At 66.8% G+C, this 16,746-nt stretch carries 20 protein-coding genes; 7 read left to right on the top strand and 13 right to left on the bottom strand.

Going from position 1 to position 16,746, the window contains the following annotated elements:
* Window position 1: 1 nt before the first annotated feature.
* Together ACZ48C_RS13135 and treZ are read right to left on the bottom strand one after the other, a co-directional pair.
* Complete coding sequence (locus ACZ48C_RS13135; RefSeq protein WP_464781357.1) at window positions 2-433, bottom strand: CBS domain-containing protein; 432 nt, start codon at window positions 431-433, stop codon at window positions 2-4.
* Window positions 430-2,211 carry a malto-oligosyltrehalose trehalohydrolase gene (gene treZ, locus ACZ48C_RS13130; RefSeq protein WP_464781356.1) on the bottom strand — a complete coding sequence of 594 codons (1,782 nt, stop codon included), beginning with the start codon at window positions 2,209-2,211 and terminating at the stop codon, window positions 430-432. The genes ACZ48C_RS13135 and treZ overlap by 4 nt, the downstream gene beginning before the upstream one ends.
* Window positions 2,212-2,368: 157 nt before the next feature.
* Between treZ and glgX the strand changes: the two genes are divergently transcribed.
* Complete coding sequence (gene glgX / locus ACZ48C_RS13125) at window positions 2,369-4,453, top strand: glycogen debranching protein GlgX (RefSeq protein WP_464781355.1); 2,085 nt, start codon at window positions 2,369-2,371, stop codon at window positions 4,451-4,453.
* A gap of 8 nt (window positions 4,454-4,461) precedes the next feature.
* The gene (locus tag ACZ48C_RS13120; protein ID WP_318909978.1) at window positions 4,462-5,517 is read left to right on the top strand and encodes a DNA topoisomerase IB; all 1,056 of its coding nucleotides are present in this window, start codon (window positions 4,462-4,464) and stop codon (window positions 5,515-5,517) included.
* A 48-nt stretch (window positions 5,518-5,565) separates the two neighbouring features.
* Here the strand turns inward: ACZ48C_RS13120 and ACZ48C_RS13115 are convergent, their stop codons facing one another.
* The 3 genes from ACZ48C_RS13115 to ACZ48C_RS13105 are packed head-to-tail and all read right to left on the bottom strand — an operon-like array spanning window position 5,566 to window position 6,429.
* Window positions 5,566-5,829, bottom strand: a complete 264-nt coding sequence (locus ACZ48C_RS13115) for a DUF982 domain-containing protein (RefSeq protein WP_464781354.1) — start codon at window positions 5,827-5,829, stop codon at window positions 5,566-5,568.
* Window positions 5,826-6,215 (bottom strand): CBS domain-containing protein, encoded by a 390-nt coding sequence (locus ACZ48C_RS13110; RefSeq protein WP_464781353.1) that lies wholly within the window; start codon window positions 6,213-6,215, stop codon window positions 5,826-5,828. The genes ACZ48C_RS13115 and ACZ48C_RS13110 overlap by 4 nt, the downstream gene beginning before the upstream one ends.
* Window positions 6,216-6,231: 16 nt before the next feature.
* Window positions 6,232-6,429: a hypothetical protein gene (locus ACZ48C_RS13105; RefSeq protein WP_464781352.1), complete on the bottom strand. Its 198-nt coding sequence runs from the start codon at window positions 6,427-6,429 to the stop codon at window positions 6,232-6,234.
* A 125-nt stretch (window positions 6,430-6,554) separates the two neighbouring features.
* Between ACZ48C_RS13105 and ACZ48C_RS13100 the strand changes: the two genes are divergently transcribed.
* Entirely contained in the window at window positions 6,555-7,337 is a 783-nt protein-coding gene (locus tag ACZ48C_RS13100) for an SDR family oxidoreductase (RefSeq protein WP_464781351.1), read from the top strand.
* A gap of 66 nt (window positions 7,338-7,403) precedes the next feature.
* Window positions 7,404-8,906 (top strand): malonate--CoA ligase, encoded by a 1,503-nt coding sequence (locus ACZ48C_RS13095; RefSeq protein WP_464781350.1) that lies wholly within the window; start codon window positions 7,404-7,406, stop codon window positions 8,904-8,906.
* Here ACZ48C_RS13095 and ACZ48C_RS13090 read toward each other — a convergent pair.
* Window positions 8,894-9,757, bottom strand: a complete 864-nt coding sequence (locus tag ACZ48C_RS13090; protein WP_464781349.1) for a LysR family transcriptional regulator — start codon at window positions 9,755-9,757, stop codon at window positions 8,894-8,896. The two genes, ACZ48C_RS13095 and ACZ48C_RS13090, sit on opposite strands and share 13 nt — an antisense overlap.
* 133 nt (window positions 9,758-9,890) lie before the next feature.
* Here ACZ48C_RS13090 and ACZ48C_RS13085 point away from each other — a divergent pair, with 133 nt between their 5' ends.
* Window positions 9,891-11,081 (top strand): cyanate transporter, encoded by a 1,191-nt coding sequence (locus ACZ48C_RS13085; RefSeq protein WP_318909972.1) that lies wholly within the window; start codon window positions 9,891-9,893, stop codon window positions 11,079-11,081.
* A gap of 56 nt (window positions 11,082-11,137) precedes the next feature.
* Here the strand turns inward: ACZ48C_RS13085 and ACZ48C_RS13080 are convergent, their stop codons facing one another.
* From ACZ48C_RS13080 to ACZ48C_RS13065, 4 genes are all read right to left on the bottom strand, one after another.
* The gene (locus tag ACZ48C_RS13080; protein ID WP_313193277.1) at window positions 11,138-11,974 is read right to left on the bottom strand and encodes a bifunctional allantoicase/(S)-ureidoglycine aminohydrolase; all 837 of its coding nucleotides are present in this window, start codon (window positions 11,972-11,974) and stop codon (window positions 11,138-11,140) included.
* Between the two features lie 46 nt (window positions 11,975-12,020).
* Entirely contained in the window at window positions 12,021-12,689 is a 669-nt protein-coding gene (locus tag ACZ48C_RS13075) for an ankyrin repeat domain-containing protein (protein WP_464781348.1), read from the bottom strand.
* 229 nt (window positions 12,690-12,918) lie between these two features.
* Complete coding sequence (locus ACZ48C_RS13070; protein ID WP_464782811.1) at window positions 12,919-13,356, bottom strand: pseudoazurin; 438 nt, start codon at window positions 13,354-13,356, stop codon at window positions 12,919-12,921.
* A gap of 144 nt (window positions 13,357-13,500) precedes the next feature.
* The gene (locus ACZ48C_RS13065; protein ID WP_464781347.1) at window positions 13,501-14,214 is read right to left on the bottom strand and encodes a fumarylacetoacetate hydrolase family protein; all 714 of its coding nucleotides are present in this window, start codon (window positions 14,212-14,214) and stop codon (window positions 13,501-13,503) included.
* A 115-nt stretch (window positions 14,215-14,329) separates the two neighbouring features.
* On the opposite strand from ACZ48C_RS13065, the gene hpaR reads away from it, so the two are divergent.
* Window positions 14,330-14,821, top strand: a complete 492-nt coding sequence (gene hpaR / locus ACZ48C_RS13060) for a homoprotocatechuate degradation operon regulator HpaR (RefSeq protein ID WP_464781346.1) — start codon at window positions 14,330-14,332, stop codon at window positions 14,819-14,821.
* Between the two features lie 150 nt (window positions 14,822-14,971).
* Here hpaR and ACZ48C_RS13055 read toward each other — a convergent pair whose 3' ends face one another.
* Complete coding sequence (locus ACZ48C_RS13055) at window positions 14,972-15,262, bottom strand: DUF2218 domain-containing protein (RefSeq protein ID WP_454631720.1); 291 nt, start codon at window positions 15,260-15,262, stop codon at window positions 14,972-14,974.
* Window positions 15,262-15,822: a PadR family transcriptional regulator gene (locus ACZ48C_RS13050; RefSeq protein ID WP_119256532.1), complete on the bottom strand. Its 561-nt coding sequence runs from the start codon at window positions 15,820-15,822 to the stop codon at window positions 15,262-15,264. Before ACZ48C_RS13050 ends, ACZ48C_RS13055 begins: the two co-directional genes overlap by 1 nt.
* Window positions 15,823-15,951: 129 nt before the next feature.
* Between ACZ48C_RS13050 and tsaA the strand changes: the two genes are divergently transcribed.
* Window positions 15,952-16,473, top strand: coding sequence for a tRNA (N6-threonylcarbamoyladenosine(37)-N6)-methyltransferase TrmO (gene tsaA / locus ACZ48C_RS13045; RefSeq protein ID WP_119256780.1), 522 nt, complete (start codon window positions 15,952-15,954; stop codon window positions 16,471-16,473).
* Here the strand turns inward: tsaA and ACZ48C_RS13040 are convergent.
* Window positions 16,470-16,682: a TOBE domain-containing protein gene (locus ACZ48C_RS13040; protein WP_119256533.1), complete on the bottom strand. Its 213-nt coding sequence runs from the start codon at window positions 16,680-16,682 to the stop codon at window positions 16,470-16,472. The genes tsaA and ACZ48C_RS13040 overlap by 4 nt on opposite strands.
* Window positions 16,683-16,746: the final 64 nt, after the last annotated feature.

The following is a 16,746-nucleotide window of genomic DNA, read 5'->3' as shown; positions in this document are numbered from 1 at the left end:
CTCAAAGGCCGTGGCGGGCGAAGTCCGTTCGCGACACCACGCCTGTCAGCCGGCTTTGCCGGTCCAGCACGGCAAGGCGGCGCAGATGCAGCGACTGCATGTTGGCAAGGACGCCTTCCGCCTCCTCGTCGTCGTAGCAATAGGTGATATTCGTCGTCATGATGTCGGAGACCCGCGTCGTTTCCGCATCCAGCCCCGGGGCGACGGCGCGCAGGATGATGTCGCGGTCCGTCAGGGTGCCGACGAGGCCGTTGGCATCGGTCACCGGCAGGAAGGCGACGTCCCATTCCGCCATCAGGCTCGCGGCATAGTGCAGCGTCTCCTCCGGCCGGACCAGATGGACGTTGCGGGTCATGATCTCGCCGATATGCATTTCGACCTCTCGCTGAACGGTTTGCGGAAGAACCGCCGAGCGGCCGCTTGGTTCCCTCATGCCCTTTTCCGTTCGATGGTAACGACGATGGCGGGGCCCGCCGTTCCGCCCTGCGAAAGCTCGAAGATCGTCTCGCCTGCCACGTCCGGCCAGGGCTTTTCCGCATGGGTGAGGTTTGTGCGGATGCCGAGCGTTGCGGCGGGAAAGCGCCAGTCGATGGCAAGGACGCCATCCTCGCTGGAAAGCACATGCGGCTCGACCGGGCCGGGGCGTAAGAGCAGCGGCACGACATGGGCCTGCCGCAGCCATATCAGGTCGCGCACGAGGCCATACTGGCGGCGGCCGTCGGGCGAAGCGGCGCGTGGCCAGTCGAGCTTGGACGTCAGGAAGGTCTCCTTGGCGGTCGGGTCGGGCAGGTCGCCCGTCTGCCTGCCCTGCGGCATACCGCCGAACTTATCGGCCTCGTCCTTGCGGCCCTGCCTCGTCGTATGAGCGAGATCGCCTTCGAAATCGGCGAAGAAGCAGAAGGGGCGGCGCTCGCCGTATTCCTCGCCCATGAAGAGCATGGGCACGGCCGGCGCGAGGAGAAGCAGGGCCGTCATCGCGTTGAGGAGCGCGGGGTCGGCAAGCACGGCGAGCCGTTCGCCGAAGGCGCGGTTGCCGATCTGGTCATGGTTCTGCAAAAAATTCACGTTGACCACTGGCGGCAAAGGGTCCTGTGGCGCGGGGCCGACGCGGTCCTTCGAGCGGTCGCGGTGGACGAAGCCCCGTGCGGTCGCTTCCTTCAGGATGTCGTGTGGGGTTTCGGCAAAGGGCGCGTAGTGGCCCTGTTTCTCCCCGGTTGCGATGACGTGCAGTGCGTGGTGGAACTCGTCGTTCCAGCCGGCGGTGTAGAGATGCACCGTGCCGCCGTCCCGGTTGAGGAGGCCCTGCCGGCTCGTCTGGTCCTCGACGACGAGGTGGACATGGCGGTCGGGCGCCGCCCGGCGCAGCGTTTCGGCGAGCTCGATCAGCACGTGCCGGTCGCCCTCGTCCTCGATCTCCTCCGTTGCATCGAGGCGCAGGCCGTCCAGCCGGTAGTCGATGATCCAGTGCAGCGCGTTGTCGATGAAATAGCGGCGCACCGCCTCCTCCTCGAAGGCGAGCGCCGCGCCCCAGGGCGTGTGCCGCTCGGGATGGAAAAAGGCGGGGGCGATGCGCGGCAGGCTGTTCCCGATCGGGCCGAAGTGATTGTAGACGACGTCGAGCAGCACCATGATGCCATGGCCGTGGGCGGCATCGATCAGCGCCTTCAGGTCGTCCGGCGTGCCATAGGCGTTGTGCGGCGCATAGTGCAGCACGCCGTCATAGCCCCAGCCGCGCCGGCCCGCGAAATGGGCGACGGGCATGATCTCGATGGCGGTGATGCCGAGATGGGCAAGGTGCGGCAGGCGCTCGATGGCGGCGCGGAAGGTGCCTTCCGGCGTGAAGGTGCCGATGTGCAATTCGTAGAGCACGGCCTCCTCCCACGGCCGGCCCTTCCAGCCGATATTGCGCCAGGCATAGCCTCGGTGGTCGACGACTACAGACGGTCCGTCGATATCGTTCCATTGCGCATGGGAGGCGGGGTCGGGAATTTCTGTGCCGTCGGCAAGGCGGAACCGGTAGGGAGTGCCGGGGCCAGCCTCGCCCGTTTCCACCTCGTGCCAGCCGTCCCCCGCCGCGTGCATCGCGATGTCCCTGTCGCCGGCAACCAGCGTGACGGCCGTTTCGGCGGGCGCCCAGAGGCGGAATCGCACCCTGCCATCCTGCAGAATGCGTGGTCCCCAGCTCTTCTGGCTCGGCGATGGTCGTGTCATGCTTCCTCTCCTTCGGTTGCCGGGTTCGAACCGGGAGGCGGGGGCAATTGTTCCGGAACAATGCGTCGCATTTCGCGTTGCCCCACCGCTTTCAAGAGCCCGTTGGATATGGCCGTCAGGCCTTCCGGCTGGTGTTCACCCAAGGGGACCCGCCCGCATGAGCTATTCGTTTTCGGAACTCGATTTCATAAAGCCGGAACTCGGCGCCGAGTTCACCGGCGAGGGCACGCATTTCGCCGTCTTTTCCGCCCATGCCGAAGAGGTCGAGCTCTGCCTCTTCAGCGAGGACGGCAGCGAGGAGGTCGCCCGGCTGCCCCTGCCCAAGCGGGAGGGCGATGTCTGGTCGGGCTATATCGCCGGCCTCAAGCCGGGCACGGTCTACGGCTACCGGGCGCACGGTCCCTATGAGCCGAATGCCGGCCATCGCTTCAACCCGAACAAGCTGCTGCTCGATCCCTATGCCAAGCAGGTCGTCGGCGCCCTCGAATGGGACGACGCGCTCTATGGCTATCGCATCGGCGATCCGGAGGAGGACCTTTCCTTCGACGCGCGCGACAGCGCGCCCTTCATGGTCAAAGGCGTGGTGCAGGATCCCGATTTCGACTGGGCGGGAGACCAGGCGATCCGCCGGCCCTGGACGGAGACGATCATCTACGAGGCGCATGTGCGCGGCATGACGATGACCCATCCCGGCGTGCCGGAGGACCTGCGCGGCACCTTCATGGGCATGGCGAGCGATCCCATCGTCGAGCACCTCGTCGATCTCGGCATTTCCGCCGTGGAGCTTTTGCCCATCCAGTATTTCCCCGACGACCGCTATCTCCTGGAAAAGGGCCTGCGCAACTATTGGGGCTACCAGACGCTCGGCTTCTTCGCCCCGCAGCCGCGCTTCCTTTCCGGCCGCGCCATCACCGAGTTCAAGACCATGGTCAAGCGCTTCCATGCCGCCGGCATCGAGGTGATCATGGACGTGGTCTACAACCACACCGCCGAGGGATCGGAGCGCGGGCCGACGCTCAGTTTCCGTGGGCTCGACAATCTCAGCTACTACCGCCTGTCGCCGGACGATCCGCGCCACACCTACGATACGACGGGCACGGGCAACACGGTCAACATCGCCCATCCCATGGTGCTGCGCATGGTGCTCGACAGCCTGCGCTACTGGGTGGGCGTCATGCATGTCGACGGCTTCCGCTTCGACCTCGCGAGCACCCTCGGCCGCACCCGGCACATCGAATTCGACCGGGAGGGCACGTTCTTCGACGCGATCCGGCAGGATCCTATCCTCTCCGGCGTGAAGCTGATCGCCGAGCCGTGGGATGTCGGTGACGGCGGCTATCAGGTCGGCGGCTTCCCCTATCCGTTCCGCGAGTGGAACGACAAGTATCGCGACGACGTGCGGCGGTTCTGGAAGGGGGACGGCGGGCTCGTCGCGGGGCTTGCCTCTCGCCTTGCCGGTTCCTCCGAGCAGTTCAACCATTCCGACCGCGGCGCCACCTCCTCGGTGAACCTCATCAGCGCGCATGACGGCTTCACCCTCATGGACACCGTCTCCTACAACGACAAGCACAACGAGGCGAACGGCGAGGAGAACCGCGACGGCCATTCCGACAATCACTCGGACAATATGGGCGCCGAGGGGCCGACCGACGACGACGACATCCGCTCGGCGAGGGACCGGCGCCGACGCAACATGATCGCGACGCTGATGCTGAGCCAGGGCGTGCCGATGCTGCTCGGCGGCGACGAGCTCGGCAACAGCCAGCAGGGCAACAACAACGCCTATTGCCAGGACGACAAGATCGGCTGGACCGACTGGAGCGGCCTCGACGATCCGTTCCTCGATTTCTGCAAGGGCGCGATCGCCTTCCGCAGGGCGCACCCGGCGCTTCGCCAGGAACGCTTCCTGACGGGCGAGGCGGCCGAGGACGGCACGATCGAGATCGCCTGGTACCGGCCGGGCGGTGCCGTCATGGACGAGGAGGCGTGGAACGACGGCGACCTGCGGACACTCGGCCTCTTCCTTTCGAAGCCGGCCAACGGGGAGGGAGGCGACCAGCTCTTTCTCGTCTGCAATGCGGGCGGGGATTGCGGCGTGACGCTGCCGGAGGTGAACGGCATCACGGCATGGAAGCGGGTGCTGGATACCGGCGCGGCGGATGACGCCTTCGCGATTCACCCGGCCGAAAGCCCGGCCTTGGTCTACGGCGCCAGCATCGCCGCCTTCGAACCGGCGGCGTAGCGATCCAGATGGCGCCGGACAATCTCAAGGAAACCGGCCTCGTCTATGTCTCGGACAGCGAGCCCGGCATTCGCCGGCAGCGTGCCGGCCGCAGCTTCTGCTACCGGCTGCCGGACGGATCGCTCCTGCGCGATGCGGCGGTGAAGGCGCGGATCGCCGCCCTCGGCCTGCCGCCCGCCTATGAGAATGTCTGGATATGCCTCGACGAGAACGGCCACCTGCAGGCGACGGGCTACGATGCGCGCGGCCGCAAGCAGTACCGGTACCATCCCGACTGGCAGGCGCTGAAGAGCGGCGACAAGTTCGACCAGCTGATCGCCTTCGGCCGGGCGCTGCCGAAACTGCGCCGCACGGTGCGGCGCGACCTCGACGGGGCGCCGGGCACGGTCGAGACCATGCTGGCGGCGATCACCGTGCTGCTCGACGAAGCGCATCTTCGTGTCGGCAACCGGGCTTATGCGGTGGAGAACAAGACCTATGGCGCGACGACGCTCCTGAAACGGCATGTCTGCCTCAGCGACGGGCGGATCGAGCTCAGGTTCACCGCAAAGGGCGGCAAGCGCGTGCGCCGCACGCTGAAGAACCCGCGCCTCCAGCGCCTGCTGGAGGATTGCGCGGACCTTCCCGGCCGGCAGCTCTTCGTCTGGCGGGACGAGAACGACGTCGCCCGGCCCGTCGATTCCGGCCGGCTCAACACCTATCTCGCCGATATTTCCGGCATCGCCGTCTCGGCCAAGACGTTCCGCACCTGGGCCGGCAGCCTTGCCGCCTTCTCGCTGGCCCGGCAGGCCATAGAGGAGGGCGGGCGGCCGACGATCAAGGGCATGGCGCAGGCGGCGGCCGAGGTGCTGCACAACACGCCCGCCATCGCCCGTTCGAGCTATATCCATCCGGACATCATCGCGCTTGCGGACGCGCCGGAGCCGCTGCGCGTGGCGCTGCATCGCCCGCCGCGTTCCACCTCCGGGTTGCGGGCGGAGGAGGAGCGGCTGCTGCGGTTTCTGGAAAGCCGGCGGAATGCCCGCCGCCGTACCCGCCGTGGCGGCGCAGCGGCAGCGCCCTAGCGTCGGAGATGTTCGGGAAATGGGGGGGCAGCTTTTATGGCGCGGCTGCTACGTCGTCCACGAATTCACGCGAAAACCGGCCTCCCTCGCCGCTTCGATGAAAGCCCGGCGGGCGAGGGTCGGATCGTCGTCGCTTGCCAGCCCCTGCTCGCAGGTACGCCTTGCCGTCGATGCGGCGGGGCCATCCTCCAGCGGCCAGTGGTTCTTCAGGCAAAGCAGGGCATCGCGCGTGCTCTGCACGCGGAGCACCTGGCGCTCGCCCTCGATCACGACGGCCTCGTCCCAGAGACGGTCGGTTGCGAAAATGGTCATTGGCCTTCCTCCGCTCGCCTCTCGGCCGGAAGGTCGACGAGGCTGACGAGGCCGACCACCCGGCGATCGTCACGCACCACGACGAGGCGGCGCACGCCGAGCTCGCGCATGCGGGCGGCCACGGCCGCCGTGTCGTCGGCCTCGTTGCACACTTCCGGCGAGACGGTCATGAATTCGGCGATGGTGGTGGAGGTGGAAAGGCCCTTGCCCAGCACCGAAGCGACGATGTCACGGTCGGTGATGATACCGACGATGGCGCCGACGCCGGGGACTTCCACCGGCAGGGCGCCGACCTCGGTCTCCAGCATCAGCCGCGCGGCGGACTGGGCGGTGTCGTTGGGCGAGACCGTCACGATCTGGGCGGACATCACGTCCTTCACGCGCATCTGCGTCCGCTCCTCTTCAGAGCCGTCCATTGACGAGGCTGCGGCCGTTCGGGGCGGCGGGCACGGCCACCTCCTCCCGCTCCGTGGGCGGGAGCGGCAGGTCCACCTGATGCGGCACGACAACCTGCGGCTCCCAGGAATTGCGGCGTTTTCTCGTGCTGGTATCCGGCGCGGCGTCGGGCTTTCGGGCTAGCGGCTTCTTTTTCTGGCGCACGTCGGACCTCCTGCGAACTGACTTCGTCACAAGCCCAAACGCCACTCCTTCCCGTTGGTTCCGAAAAATCGGGAACCGGGCGGCCCGCCGGACATTCCTGCCGGACCCGACGGATGGAGATGCCCATGCTCTTTGCTGGAAAGGTTGCCCTCGTGACCGGTGCCGGGTCCGGCATCGGCAAAGCCACGGCGCTGGCCTTCGCCCGCCATGGGGCGAGCGTCGGCGTGCTCAGCCGCACCGCCGAGGAGGTGGCGGAGGTGGCGAAGGAGATCCGCGCACTCGGCGGTTCGGCACTGGCGCTTGCCGCCGACGTCACCGAGGAGGCGCCGATGCGGGCGGCCGTCGAGCAGCTTGCCGGCGCCTTCGGCGGGCTCGACATCGTCGTCACCAATGCGGGCATAAACGGCGTCTGGGCGCCGATCGACGATCTCACGCCGGAGGAATGGGACGCCACCATCGCGGTCAACCTGCGCGGCACATACCTGACGCTGCATCTTGCGGTACCCCATCTCAAGAAGGCGGGCGAGGGGGCCATCGTCGTCGTCTCCTCGATCAACGGCACGCGCACCTTCACGACGCCGGGCGCGACGGCCTATTCGGCCACCAAGGCGGCGCAGGTGGCGATGGTGCAGCAGCTCGCGCTGGAGCTCGGCAAGGCCGGCATCCGCGTCAATGCCGTCTGCCCCGGCGCCATCGAGACGAGCATCGACGAAAACACCGACCAGCGGGGCGCGGGCGAGGCCGGCATTCCCGTGCTCTGGCCGGAGGGCGACATACCGGTGACGCAGGGCAAGCCCGGCACGGCCGACGAGGTGGCGGACGCCATTCTCTTCCTCTCCTCTTCCAAGGCGCGCCATATCACCGGAACGCCGCTGTGGATCGACGGCGGGCAGGGGCTGCTTCGCTGACAGGTTCCTCTGGCGTCCCGGCCGTGCCCTGTGACAAGGTGCGGCAAGAGCGAAGAGGAGACAGCCATGGCCAACCATCTTTTCGATGCCATCCACGCTGCCGCGGCGCCGGAGGCGGTGTTCATCGAAACGGCCGAGGGGCGCCGCTGGACCTATGGCGACATGATCCGGCTTTCCGGCCAGTTGGCGCATGCGCTGGCAAGGCGCGGCGTGACGCCCGGTGACCGTGTGGCCGTGCAGGTGGAAAAAAGCCCGGAGGCGTTGATGCTCTATCTCGCCTGCCTGCGGGCGGGCGCCATCTACCTGCCGCTCAACACCGCCTATACGCTGGCGGAACTCGGCTATTTCCTCGGCGATGCAACGCCCGCGCTGGTCGTCGTCGATCCGAAGGTCCGCGACAGCGTCGCGGAGATCGCGGGCGGCGCGGTCGAGACGCTGGATGCGACGGGCGGCGGCAGCCTTCTGCAACTGGCCGGGGCGGAGGAGGCGGATTTCTCCGATATCGAGCGCGGGCCGGACGACCTTGCGGCGATCCTCTACACATCCGGCACGACGGGCCGCTCCAAGGGCGCGATGCTGACCCATGACAACCTCTTGTCGAATGCGCTGACGCTGCGGGACCATTGGCGCTTCACGGCCGCCGACCGGCTGATCCATGCCCTGCCGATCTTCCACACGCATGGCCTCTTCGTCGCGTCGAACGTGACGCTCCTTGCCGGAGCCTCGATGTATCTCCTGCCGAAATTCGACGCCGACGAGGTGCTGCGGCTGATGGGAGACGCGACGGTGCTGATGGGCGTGCCGACCTTCTACGTGCGGCTGGCGCAGCATCCCGGCCTGACGCGCGAGACTGCCGCCGGCATGCGGCTCTTCGTCTCCGGCTCGGCGCCGCTGCTTGCCGAGACCCATCGCAGCTTCTCGGAACGGACCGGCCACGCGATCCTCGAACGCTACGGCATGACCGAGACCAACATGAACACCTCCAACCCCTATGACGGCGAGCGTGTCGCCGGCACGGTGGGCTTCCCGCTGCCCGGCATCTCGCTGCGCGTCACCGATCCGGAGAGCGGCAAGCCGCTGCCGGACGGTGAGACGGGCATGATCGAGGTGAAGGGGCCGAACGTCTTCACGGGCTACTGGAAGATGCCGGAAAAGACCGCCGCGGAATTCCGCACGGACGGCTTCTTCATCACCGGCGACCTCGGCAAGATCGACGGGCGCGGCTATGTGCACATCGTCGGCCGCGGCAAGGACCTCGTGATCTCCGGCGGCTACAACATCTATCCGAAGGAAGTCGAGACCGAGATCAACGGCATGGCGGGCGTCGTGGAGAGCGCCGTCATCGGCGTGCCGCATCCCGATTTCGGCGAGGGCGTGACGGCGGTCGTGGTGCGGCAGAAGGGCTCGACGCTCGACGAGAAGGCGGTGCTTGGCGGGCTGCAGGACCGGCTGGCGCGCTACAAGCAGCCCAAGCGCGTGCTCTTCGTCGACGACCTGCCGCGCAACACAATGGGCAAGGTCCAGAAGAACGTCCTGCGCGAGACCTATGCCGATCTCTACAAGACCTGATCGGCATCCTTCGAGAAGCGTCGCTTGAGGATGTCGAGCACCTCGTTCGCCAGCTCGCCGACGATGCCGCTGCGCTCCCAGGAATAGAGAGAGGCGACGACGGGCGGCTCCGGGCCGAATTCGGCGAGGGGCCGGACCCGCCAGCCTTTCGTGGCATCGACCGGCAGCAGGGAAAGGCCGAGCCCCGCCTCTATGGCCATCAGCACGTTGCGCAGGCTCGCGGAGGTGAAGGCGACATACCAGCGCCGGCGTTCGCGCTCCAGCCGCTCGAACATGGCGTCGCGGTAGAGCCCGCCGGGCGGGAAGGTGACGAGCGGCACGGGGTCGGGCAGGGCCGCCGCCGCATCCCCGGCGGTGAACCAGGCGATGGGTTCCTCGAAACTCGCCCAGGCGTCGGCGCTCGGCGTGTCCTCCTTCAGCACCACGATATCGAGTTCGCCGGCGCGGTAGCGCCGCGCCAGGTCCGAGCGAAGGCCGGTGGTGACGTCGAGCCGGGCCTCCTTGTGGCGCTTGGTGAAGGCGGCGAAGGTGCGGGCTATTTCGGGCGTGGCGATATCGTCCGGCATGCCGATCCGCACGGAGGTCGTGCCGGAGGTCTCGGCCACCAGCGTCAACGCCTCGCTCTGCAGGGAAAGGATGCGCCGGGCGTGGCCGAGCAGGCGCTCGCCCGTCACGGTCAGCCGCACCGGCCGCGCGGCGCGATCGACCAGCTCGCGCCCGATCGCCTCCTCCAGCCGGGCGATCTGCTGGCTCATCGTCGACTGGGTCATGTGCAGGCGATCGGCGGCGGCCGTGAAGCTGCCGGAATCGGCGATCGCCACGAAAGCCCTGAGCAGGCGCGGGTCGAGCATGGCATCTCCATCGAAAACCGGAATAGTAGCTATCTAAACATGTAATTTGCGCATGATTCAAGCCGGTGGTAGCGATAGCGGACAATCGACGGGCATCCATGCCCGCCAAACCCCGTTTCAGCATGAAAGTCGAATGATGACGGATACGCGCCCCGGCCGCGATTGGGCCATGCTTGCACTGGTCGTTCTGGTCGGCCTCAACCTCCGGCCCTTCCTTGCCGCCCCGGCGCCGATCCTTGCGGAGATCGTTGCCGATACCGGCCTCGGCTATAGCGGCATCGCGATGCTCACGCTGCTGCCGATGTTCCTGATGGGCCTCGGCGCCTTCGTCGCGCCGGGCATTCAGATGCGGATCGGCGCCCGGCGCGGTCTTCTCCTCGCGCTCGTCATCCTGCTTGCCGGCTCGGCGCTGCGGGTCGTCGCCTCCGGCGGGCTGGCGCTGATCGCGACGGCCGCGCTTTGCGGCATCGGCGTCGCCTTCATCCAGGCGGCCTTTCCCGGCATCATCAAGGCGCGTTTCCCGAACAGCGTGCCGGTGGTGACGGGCCTCTATTCCGCGATGATCATGGCCGGCGGGGCCTTCGGGGCGCGGCTGATGCCGATGCTCGTCCATGCCGGCTACAGCTGGCGGGCGGCGCTCGCCTGGCTGGCGCTGCCGGTGGCCGTGGCGCTGGCCGCCGCATGGCGCATCCTTTCCGACGTGGAGGCCAGCAAACCGGACGGCGCGCTGACGCGCCAGCTTCTGCGCCGACCGCGCACCTGGGTGCTGATGGCCGCCTTCGGGCTGGTCAATACCGGCTATACCTCAATGATCGCCTGGCTTGCGCCCTATTATCAGGCGCAGGGCTGGACGAGCGCCGACAGCAGCGGCCTCGTCGCCGTCATGGCGGTCTGTCAGGCGACGGCCGCACTCGGCCTTCCCATCCTCGCGCGCCGCAATATCGACCGCCGCGGCTGGCTGTGGCTCACCATCCTCTTCCAGGGCATCGGCTTCTTCGGCCTTGCGACGGCCCCTGGCCTTGCGCCCGCCGCCTGGGCGGGGCTCTGCGGCGCGGGCCTCGGCGGCAGCTTCGCGCTCGCCATCGTCACGGCGCTCGATCACCTGCCGCGGCCCGAGCAGGCCGGAGCGCTCGCCGCGCTGATGCAGGGCGGCGGCTTCCTGCTTGCCGCGATCGGCCCCTATGCGATGGCGGTGCTGCATGACTGGACGGGCGGTTTTGCCGCCGGCTGGATGCTGCATTTCGGCTGCGTGCTGGTGACGGCGCTGCTCTACATGCGCTTCAACCCGCGCCGCTATCCCGAGGCCATGGCCCTTGCCGCATGAAAAAACCCGCGCCGGCCGGGCGCGGGTTTCTAAAAAAGGCCTGAGCGGGATGCCGCTTACCGGCGCGCGCCGAAGGGCTTCAGCGCCATGTGGCGGTTGACGTCCTTGTAGAGCAGGTAGCGGAACGGCTCCGGGCCGCCGGCATAGCAGGCCTGCGGGCAGAAGGCACGCAGCCACATGAAGTCGCCGGCTTCCACTTCCACCCAGTCCTGGTTGAGGCGGTAGACGGCCTTGCCCTGCAGCACATAGAGACCATGCTCCATGACATGGGTCTCGGCGAAGGGAATGACGGCGCCCGGCTGCAGGGTGACGATGGTCACATGCATGTCGTGGCGAAGGTCGGAGGGATCGACGAAGCGCGTCGTCGCCCAGCCGCCATTGGTGTCGGGCATCGCGGCCGGGGTGATGTCCTTTTCGTTGAGGATCAGCGGCTCGGGATGGGGCAGGCCGTCGACGGCCTCGTAGGCCTTGCGGACCCAGTGGAAACGGGCATGGGCGCGCGAGCGGTTGTGAAGCGACCACTTGAGGCCCGGCGGCAGGAAGGCGTAGCCGCCCGGCTGGAGCGTGTGCTTGCCGGTCGGCAGGGTCAGTTCCACTTCGCCGTCGACGACGAAGAGCACGCCTTCGGCTTCCGGGTCCTGCTCGGGCCTGTCGCTGCCGCCGCCCGGGGCGACTTCCATGACGTACTGCGAGAAGGTCTCGGCGAAGCCGGAAAGCGGGCGGGCGATGACCCAGCAGCGCGTGTCGTTCCAGAACGGCAGGTAGGAGGTGACGATGTCCTGCATCACTCCTTTCGGAATGACCGCATAGGCCTCGGTGAACACGGCGCGGCCGGTCAGGAGGTCGGTCTGCGGCGGATGGCCGCCGAGGGAGGAATAGTAGCTTCTTTGCATCGTCTCAGGCCCTTTGTCTTGAGTGTTTCCGATAGTCCGTGCGGCGTTACTTCGCCCCTGCCTTCTCCAGGAGGGCGACGATTTCGCCCTGGCCGCGGCCGCGGGCATGCTGGAGGGGCGTCACGCCGTCATTGTCGGCAAGGTCGACCTTCGCGCCGGCCCTGATCAGCAGGTCGACGATCCTTACATGGCGCGGTCCCCCGTCGCCGAGAATGATCGCTTCGAGAAGCGCCGTCCAGCCGAGGCGGTTCACATGGTCGACGTCGACGCCGGCCTTGATCAGCGTGTCGACGGTCTCGACATGGCCGCGCTCGCTGGCGGGGATGAGAGCGGTGCCGCCGTAGCGGTTGATGCTCTTGAGGTCCGCGCCATGGCTGAGCGTCAGCTTGAGGATGTCGAGATGGCCACGCGCGCCGGCATAGAGATAGGGGCTGTCGCTGATCTGGTCCTTGGCATTGACGTCGGCGCCGGCCTCGATCAGGGCCCGGGCGGCGTTCACCTTGTTGCCATGGGTGGCGACCAGCAGCGCCGTCGCGCCGCTCGCATCGCGCGCGTCGATCTCCGCGCCCTTCGAAAGCAGCGTCCCTATGGCGGCGACGTCGTCGGCCGCGGCCGCCTTGTGCAGTTGGATATTCATGGTGTCGCCAGCGGCAAGAAGGGGAGAGCAGAGGGCCGCGAGGAAGAGCCAGGCCGAGAGAAAAGCGAGTTTCAGCATGCGCATCCCGTTGGTGTGTGGGGGCAAACTAGCAGGCGGCAGGCTCATTAGAAAATTAAATGTGCAAATCAGGATCATGCATAAGATGGAACTTGGCGACTTACAGAACACAGGCAAAGGAAAACCCGGGACGGATCACTCCGTCCCGGGTTCCTGCCCCCGCCCCTGAAAGGGAAGCTCTACGCAATTCCGGACGCAAAACCGCTGCGCACTTTTGCTGGAACTTGCTTTACAGGCCCGCTGCCGCGATGGCGGCGTCCAGGCGCTCGCGTGCCTTCTTCGGCAGCTTGCCGGCCTTGATCGCATCGATATTGGCCGGTGCGTCGCCGACGACGACGAGGCCCACCATACCCATGCCGACATGCGGCGTGCACTTGACGCCATAGGCGCCGGCCTTGTCGAACGTGACCTTGTAATGCTCGTTCATCTTGCTCTTGAAGGCTTCCGCGCCTTCCGGGATCATGTCCTTGATCGTCTCGACATTATGCCCCTTGTCGGTGGGGATGAAGGTTACGGTGTCGCCGGGCGCGACCTTCACGAAGGCCGGCTCGAACACCATGGCGCCCTCGGCGCCCTTGTTGAGCATGTGCACCTCGAAATCTGCCGCCGCTGCCGGAAGCGCGAGCGCCAGAATGACCGCTGCCGCGCCGACGATGCTCTTTGCCATGATACGCACTGGAGTTCTCCTTGATGACGAACGTCTCACGTTCATGAGGAGGAAGTAGACCCGCCGGGCCGCTCCTTCTTTGACTTTAATCAAACAAGGGCGCGGGATCGTGCGTGGCGTCCTGTCGCAGTACGAGCAAATGTCTCAGGTGACGGTGACGGCGATGCCGCCGAGCCCGTGGATCTGCGCGTGCATCGTGTCGCCCCTCCTGACCGCGCCGACGCCGGCGGGCGTGCCGGCGAAGATCAGGTCGCCCGGCGCGAGCGTGAAGAGGCGGGAAAGGCAGGAAATCATCTCCGGCACTTTCCAGATCATCTGGTCGAGGTTTCCCTCCTGCCGGATCATGCCGTTGACCGCCAGCCGGATCGTGCCGGCCGCCGGATGGCCGACGGTAGCGGCGGGATGGATCGGCCCGCAGGGCGCGGCATGCTCGAAGGCCTTGGCAACCTCCCAGGGCCGCCCCAGCTTCTTCGCCTCAGCCTGCAGGTCGCGGCGGGTCATGTCGATGCCGATGGCGTAGCCGTAGACGCAGCCGAGCGCCCGCTCGACCGGAATGTCGCTGCCGCCCTCCTTCAGCGCGACGACCAGCTCGACCTCGTGATGCACGTCGCTGCTGGCGGGCGGATAGGGAAAGCCGCGTTCCGGTGCGACGAGCGTGTCGGGATTCTTCTGGAAGAAGAAGGGTGGCTCCCTGTCCGGGTCGTGGCCCATCTCGATGGCGTGGTCGGCAAAATTGCGGCCGACGCAATAGATGCGGTGGACCGGGAAGAGCGCGGCGCTCCCCTCGATGGGCAAAGCGGGAACGGGGGCCGGCGCGAAGACATAGCTGCGGTCGGTCCTGGTGTTTTCGGCGGGCATGGCTGCACTTTCGCTGGCTGGTGTTCGGCGCGAGGCTAGCATGGGGCGTCGCTGCGATCATCCGTTCTTCCCGCCTTTCCTTGCACGGGCCGGAAAAATCGCGGATAGGGGAACGATGACGAACAGCGACCCGCCAGAGAAGAGCACTCCCGAGACGGCGAAAGACGCGCCGCAGGGTGCGCGCCGGCGCTCGCTGCCGATCGGCCTCCTGAAAGCGCGCGAGGCGGTGATGCGCCATTTCCGGCCCATCCTCGTCGATCATGACGTGACCGAGCAGCAATGGCGCGTCCTGCGCGTGCTTGCCGACGAGGGCATGGTGGATGCGTCCGAAGTGGCGGAAAAGGCCTTCATCCTCGCGCCGAGCCTCACGCGCATGCTGCGCTCGCTCCAGCAGCGCAAGCTGATCTTTCGCCACAAGGACAAGGAGGACAAGCGCCGCGTCCTTCTGACGCTGGCGCCGGCGGGGCAGGCGATGATCGACGAAGTGATGCCGGACGCCCTGCGCGTCTATGCGGAGATCGACGCGCGCTTCGGCGCGGAGAGGATCGATACCCTCCTCGACATGCTGGAGGAACTCGCCGCCCTGAAGCTGGGCGGCGAGGGATAGGACCGATCGCCATTCAGCCCATGCCGGCCTGCAAACGGCACTTTTCCGGGCTTCCGGTGCTCACGTACCGAAAGTACGCTGCGCTCCGGATTCCGGAAAAGCACCATTTTCGGCTCAGCCCGAACTGAATGTCGATCTGTCCTGGGCCGGTCAGGCGTCCTGCCAGGCCACCTGCAGTTCCTCGCGGAAGGCGAAGCGGACGAGGTGGCGGATCACCACGTCCTTCAACTGCTCCATGTCCTCCGCCTTGGGCGCGGCAAGGTCGATATGCAGCGCCGCGCCGTCCGCCTTCAGCCGGCATTCGCCGATGGAGAAGGTGATCTGCCCGTCATGCTCGTCGAACTTCACGGGCAGCTTGTGGGCGAAATGCTTGCAGAGCTGCTGCAGGTAGCGGCTAGCCTGTTCGGTGGCGATGGCGGTCTTGCTCGTTGCGGCGGTCATCAGCTTTTCTCCACGGTCTGGGCGGCAAGGTCGAGCGCGGCGGCGATGGCGGCTGCCGCCTCCTCGCTCACGTCTCCCCGGCGGAGGCGAAGCCGCATGGCGAGTTTCAGGTTCTCCATGGCGCGCACGACCGGGGCGGGCACGCCCTCGCGGCCACGCGGTCCGCCACTGCCGGCGCGCGCCATGAGCTCGTCGATGGCCGCGCGGTTGGCCGCGAGGAAAGCCTTGCCTTCCGGCGTGATGCTGTAACGCTTGCGGCCGCCTTCGGCCGGTTCGATCACGGCATAGCCCATGTCATCCAGCCAGGAGAGCGTCGGATAGATGACGCCGGGGCTCGGGCTGTAGCTGCCGCCGAAGCGTTCCTCGATGGTCTTAATCAGCTCATAGCCATGGCTCGGCGCATCGGCGATGATGGCGAGCAGCAAGAGGCGCAGCTCGCCGTAGTCGAAGAGGCGTCCGCCGTGGCGGCCGCCCCGGCCGGGGCCATGATGGCGACCGCGATGGAAGGGACCCGAGCGATCGTCGGGCGGTGAAAAGTGGCGGTGAGGGCCGCATCCCATTCTGTGTCTCATGGTCCCGATATAAATCTCGATATATCTGAAATCAAGATATATCGAGATTTATATCTTTAAAAAGTTTTTGGGGGACGTTAACGTCGTATTTCGGAAAATATAACGATGGAGATGAGCATGGTCCGGCTGAATGAAATCCGCAGGAACGAGGTCGCGATCACGCCGCCGGAAACGGCGGATGCGCAGCTCGTCTTCATCGGCCGGATTTCGACGCCCTGGACCGCGCGCATGGAAACGCCGCGGCAGGGGCGTCATGACGGGCCGGTCTGCACCATCGAGATCTTCGAGCCCTGGGTGCAGGCCTTGACGGGCGTCGAGCGGTTCGAGCGGCTGGAAGTGCTTTACTGGCTACACCAGTCGCGCCGCGACCTCGTGCTGCAGAGCCCGGCGTCGAACGGCGAGGTGCACGGCACCTTCTCGCTGCGCTCGCCCGTGCGGCCGAACCCGATCGGAACCTCGATCGTCGTGCTGGAGAAGATCGAGGGCAACCGCCTCTTCGTGCGCGGCCTCGATTGCCTCGACGGCACGCCGCTGATCGACCTGAAGCCGGACCGCACGCTTTTCAAGCCGATCGCACCGCCCCAGCCGGGCGATTTCGAGACCGGCCAGGCGCAGATGTGCAGGAAGGCCGGCGATTAGTCGTCGACGGCGACCATCACGTCGGAGGCCTTGACGACCGCATAGGCTTCCTGCCCGGCGGCAAGGCCCAGCTCGTTGACGGCTTCGTTGGTGATCGAGGCGGTGATGATCGAACCGCCGCCGACATCGATGCGGACATGGGCGGTGGTCGCGCCGAGAGTGACTTCGACGATCTTGCCCTTGAGGCGGTTGCGCGCGCTGATCTTCATGCAATGCTCCTGTGGTTGCTACCTGCAAACTAGCATCGCGGCGCCGAAAGGAAAGGTCCGTAAC

The sequence above is a fragment of the Shinella sp. 1A1 genome (assembly GCF_055379515.1).
This window is presented reverse-complemented; position numbering and strand designations above follow the sequence as displayed.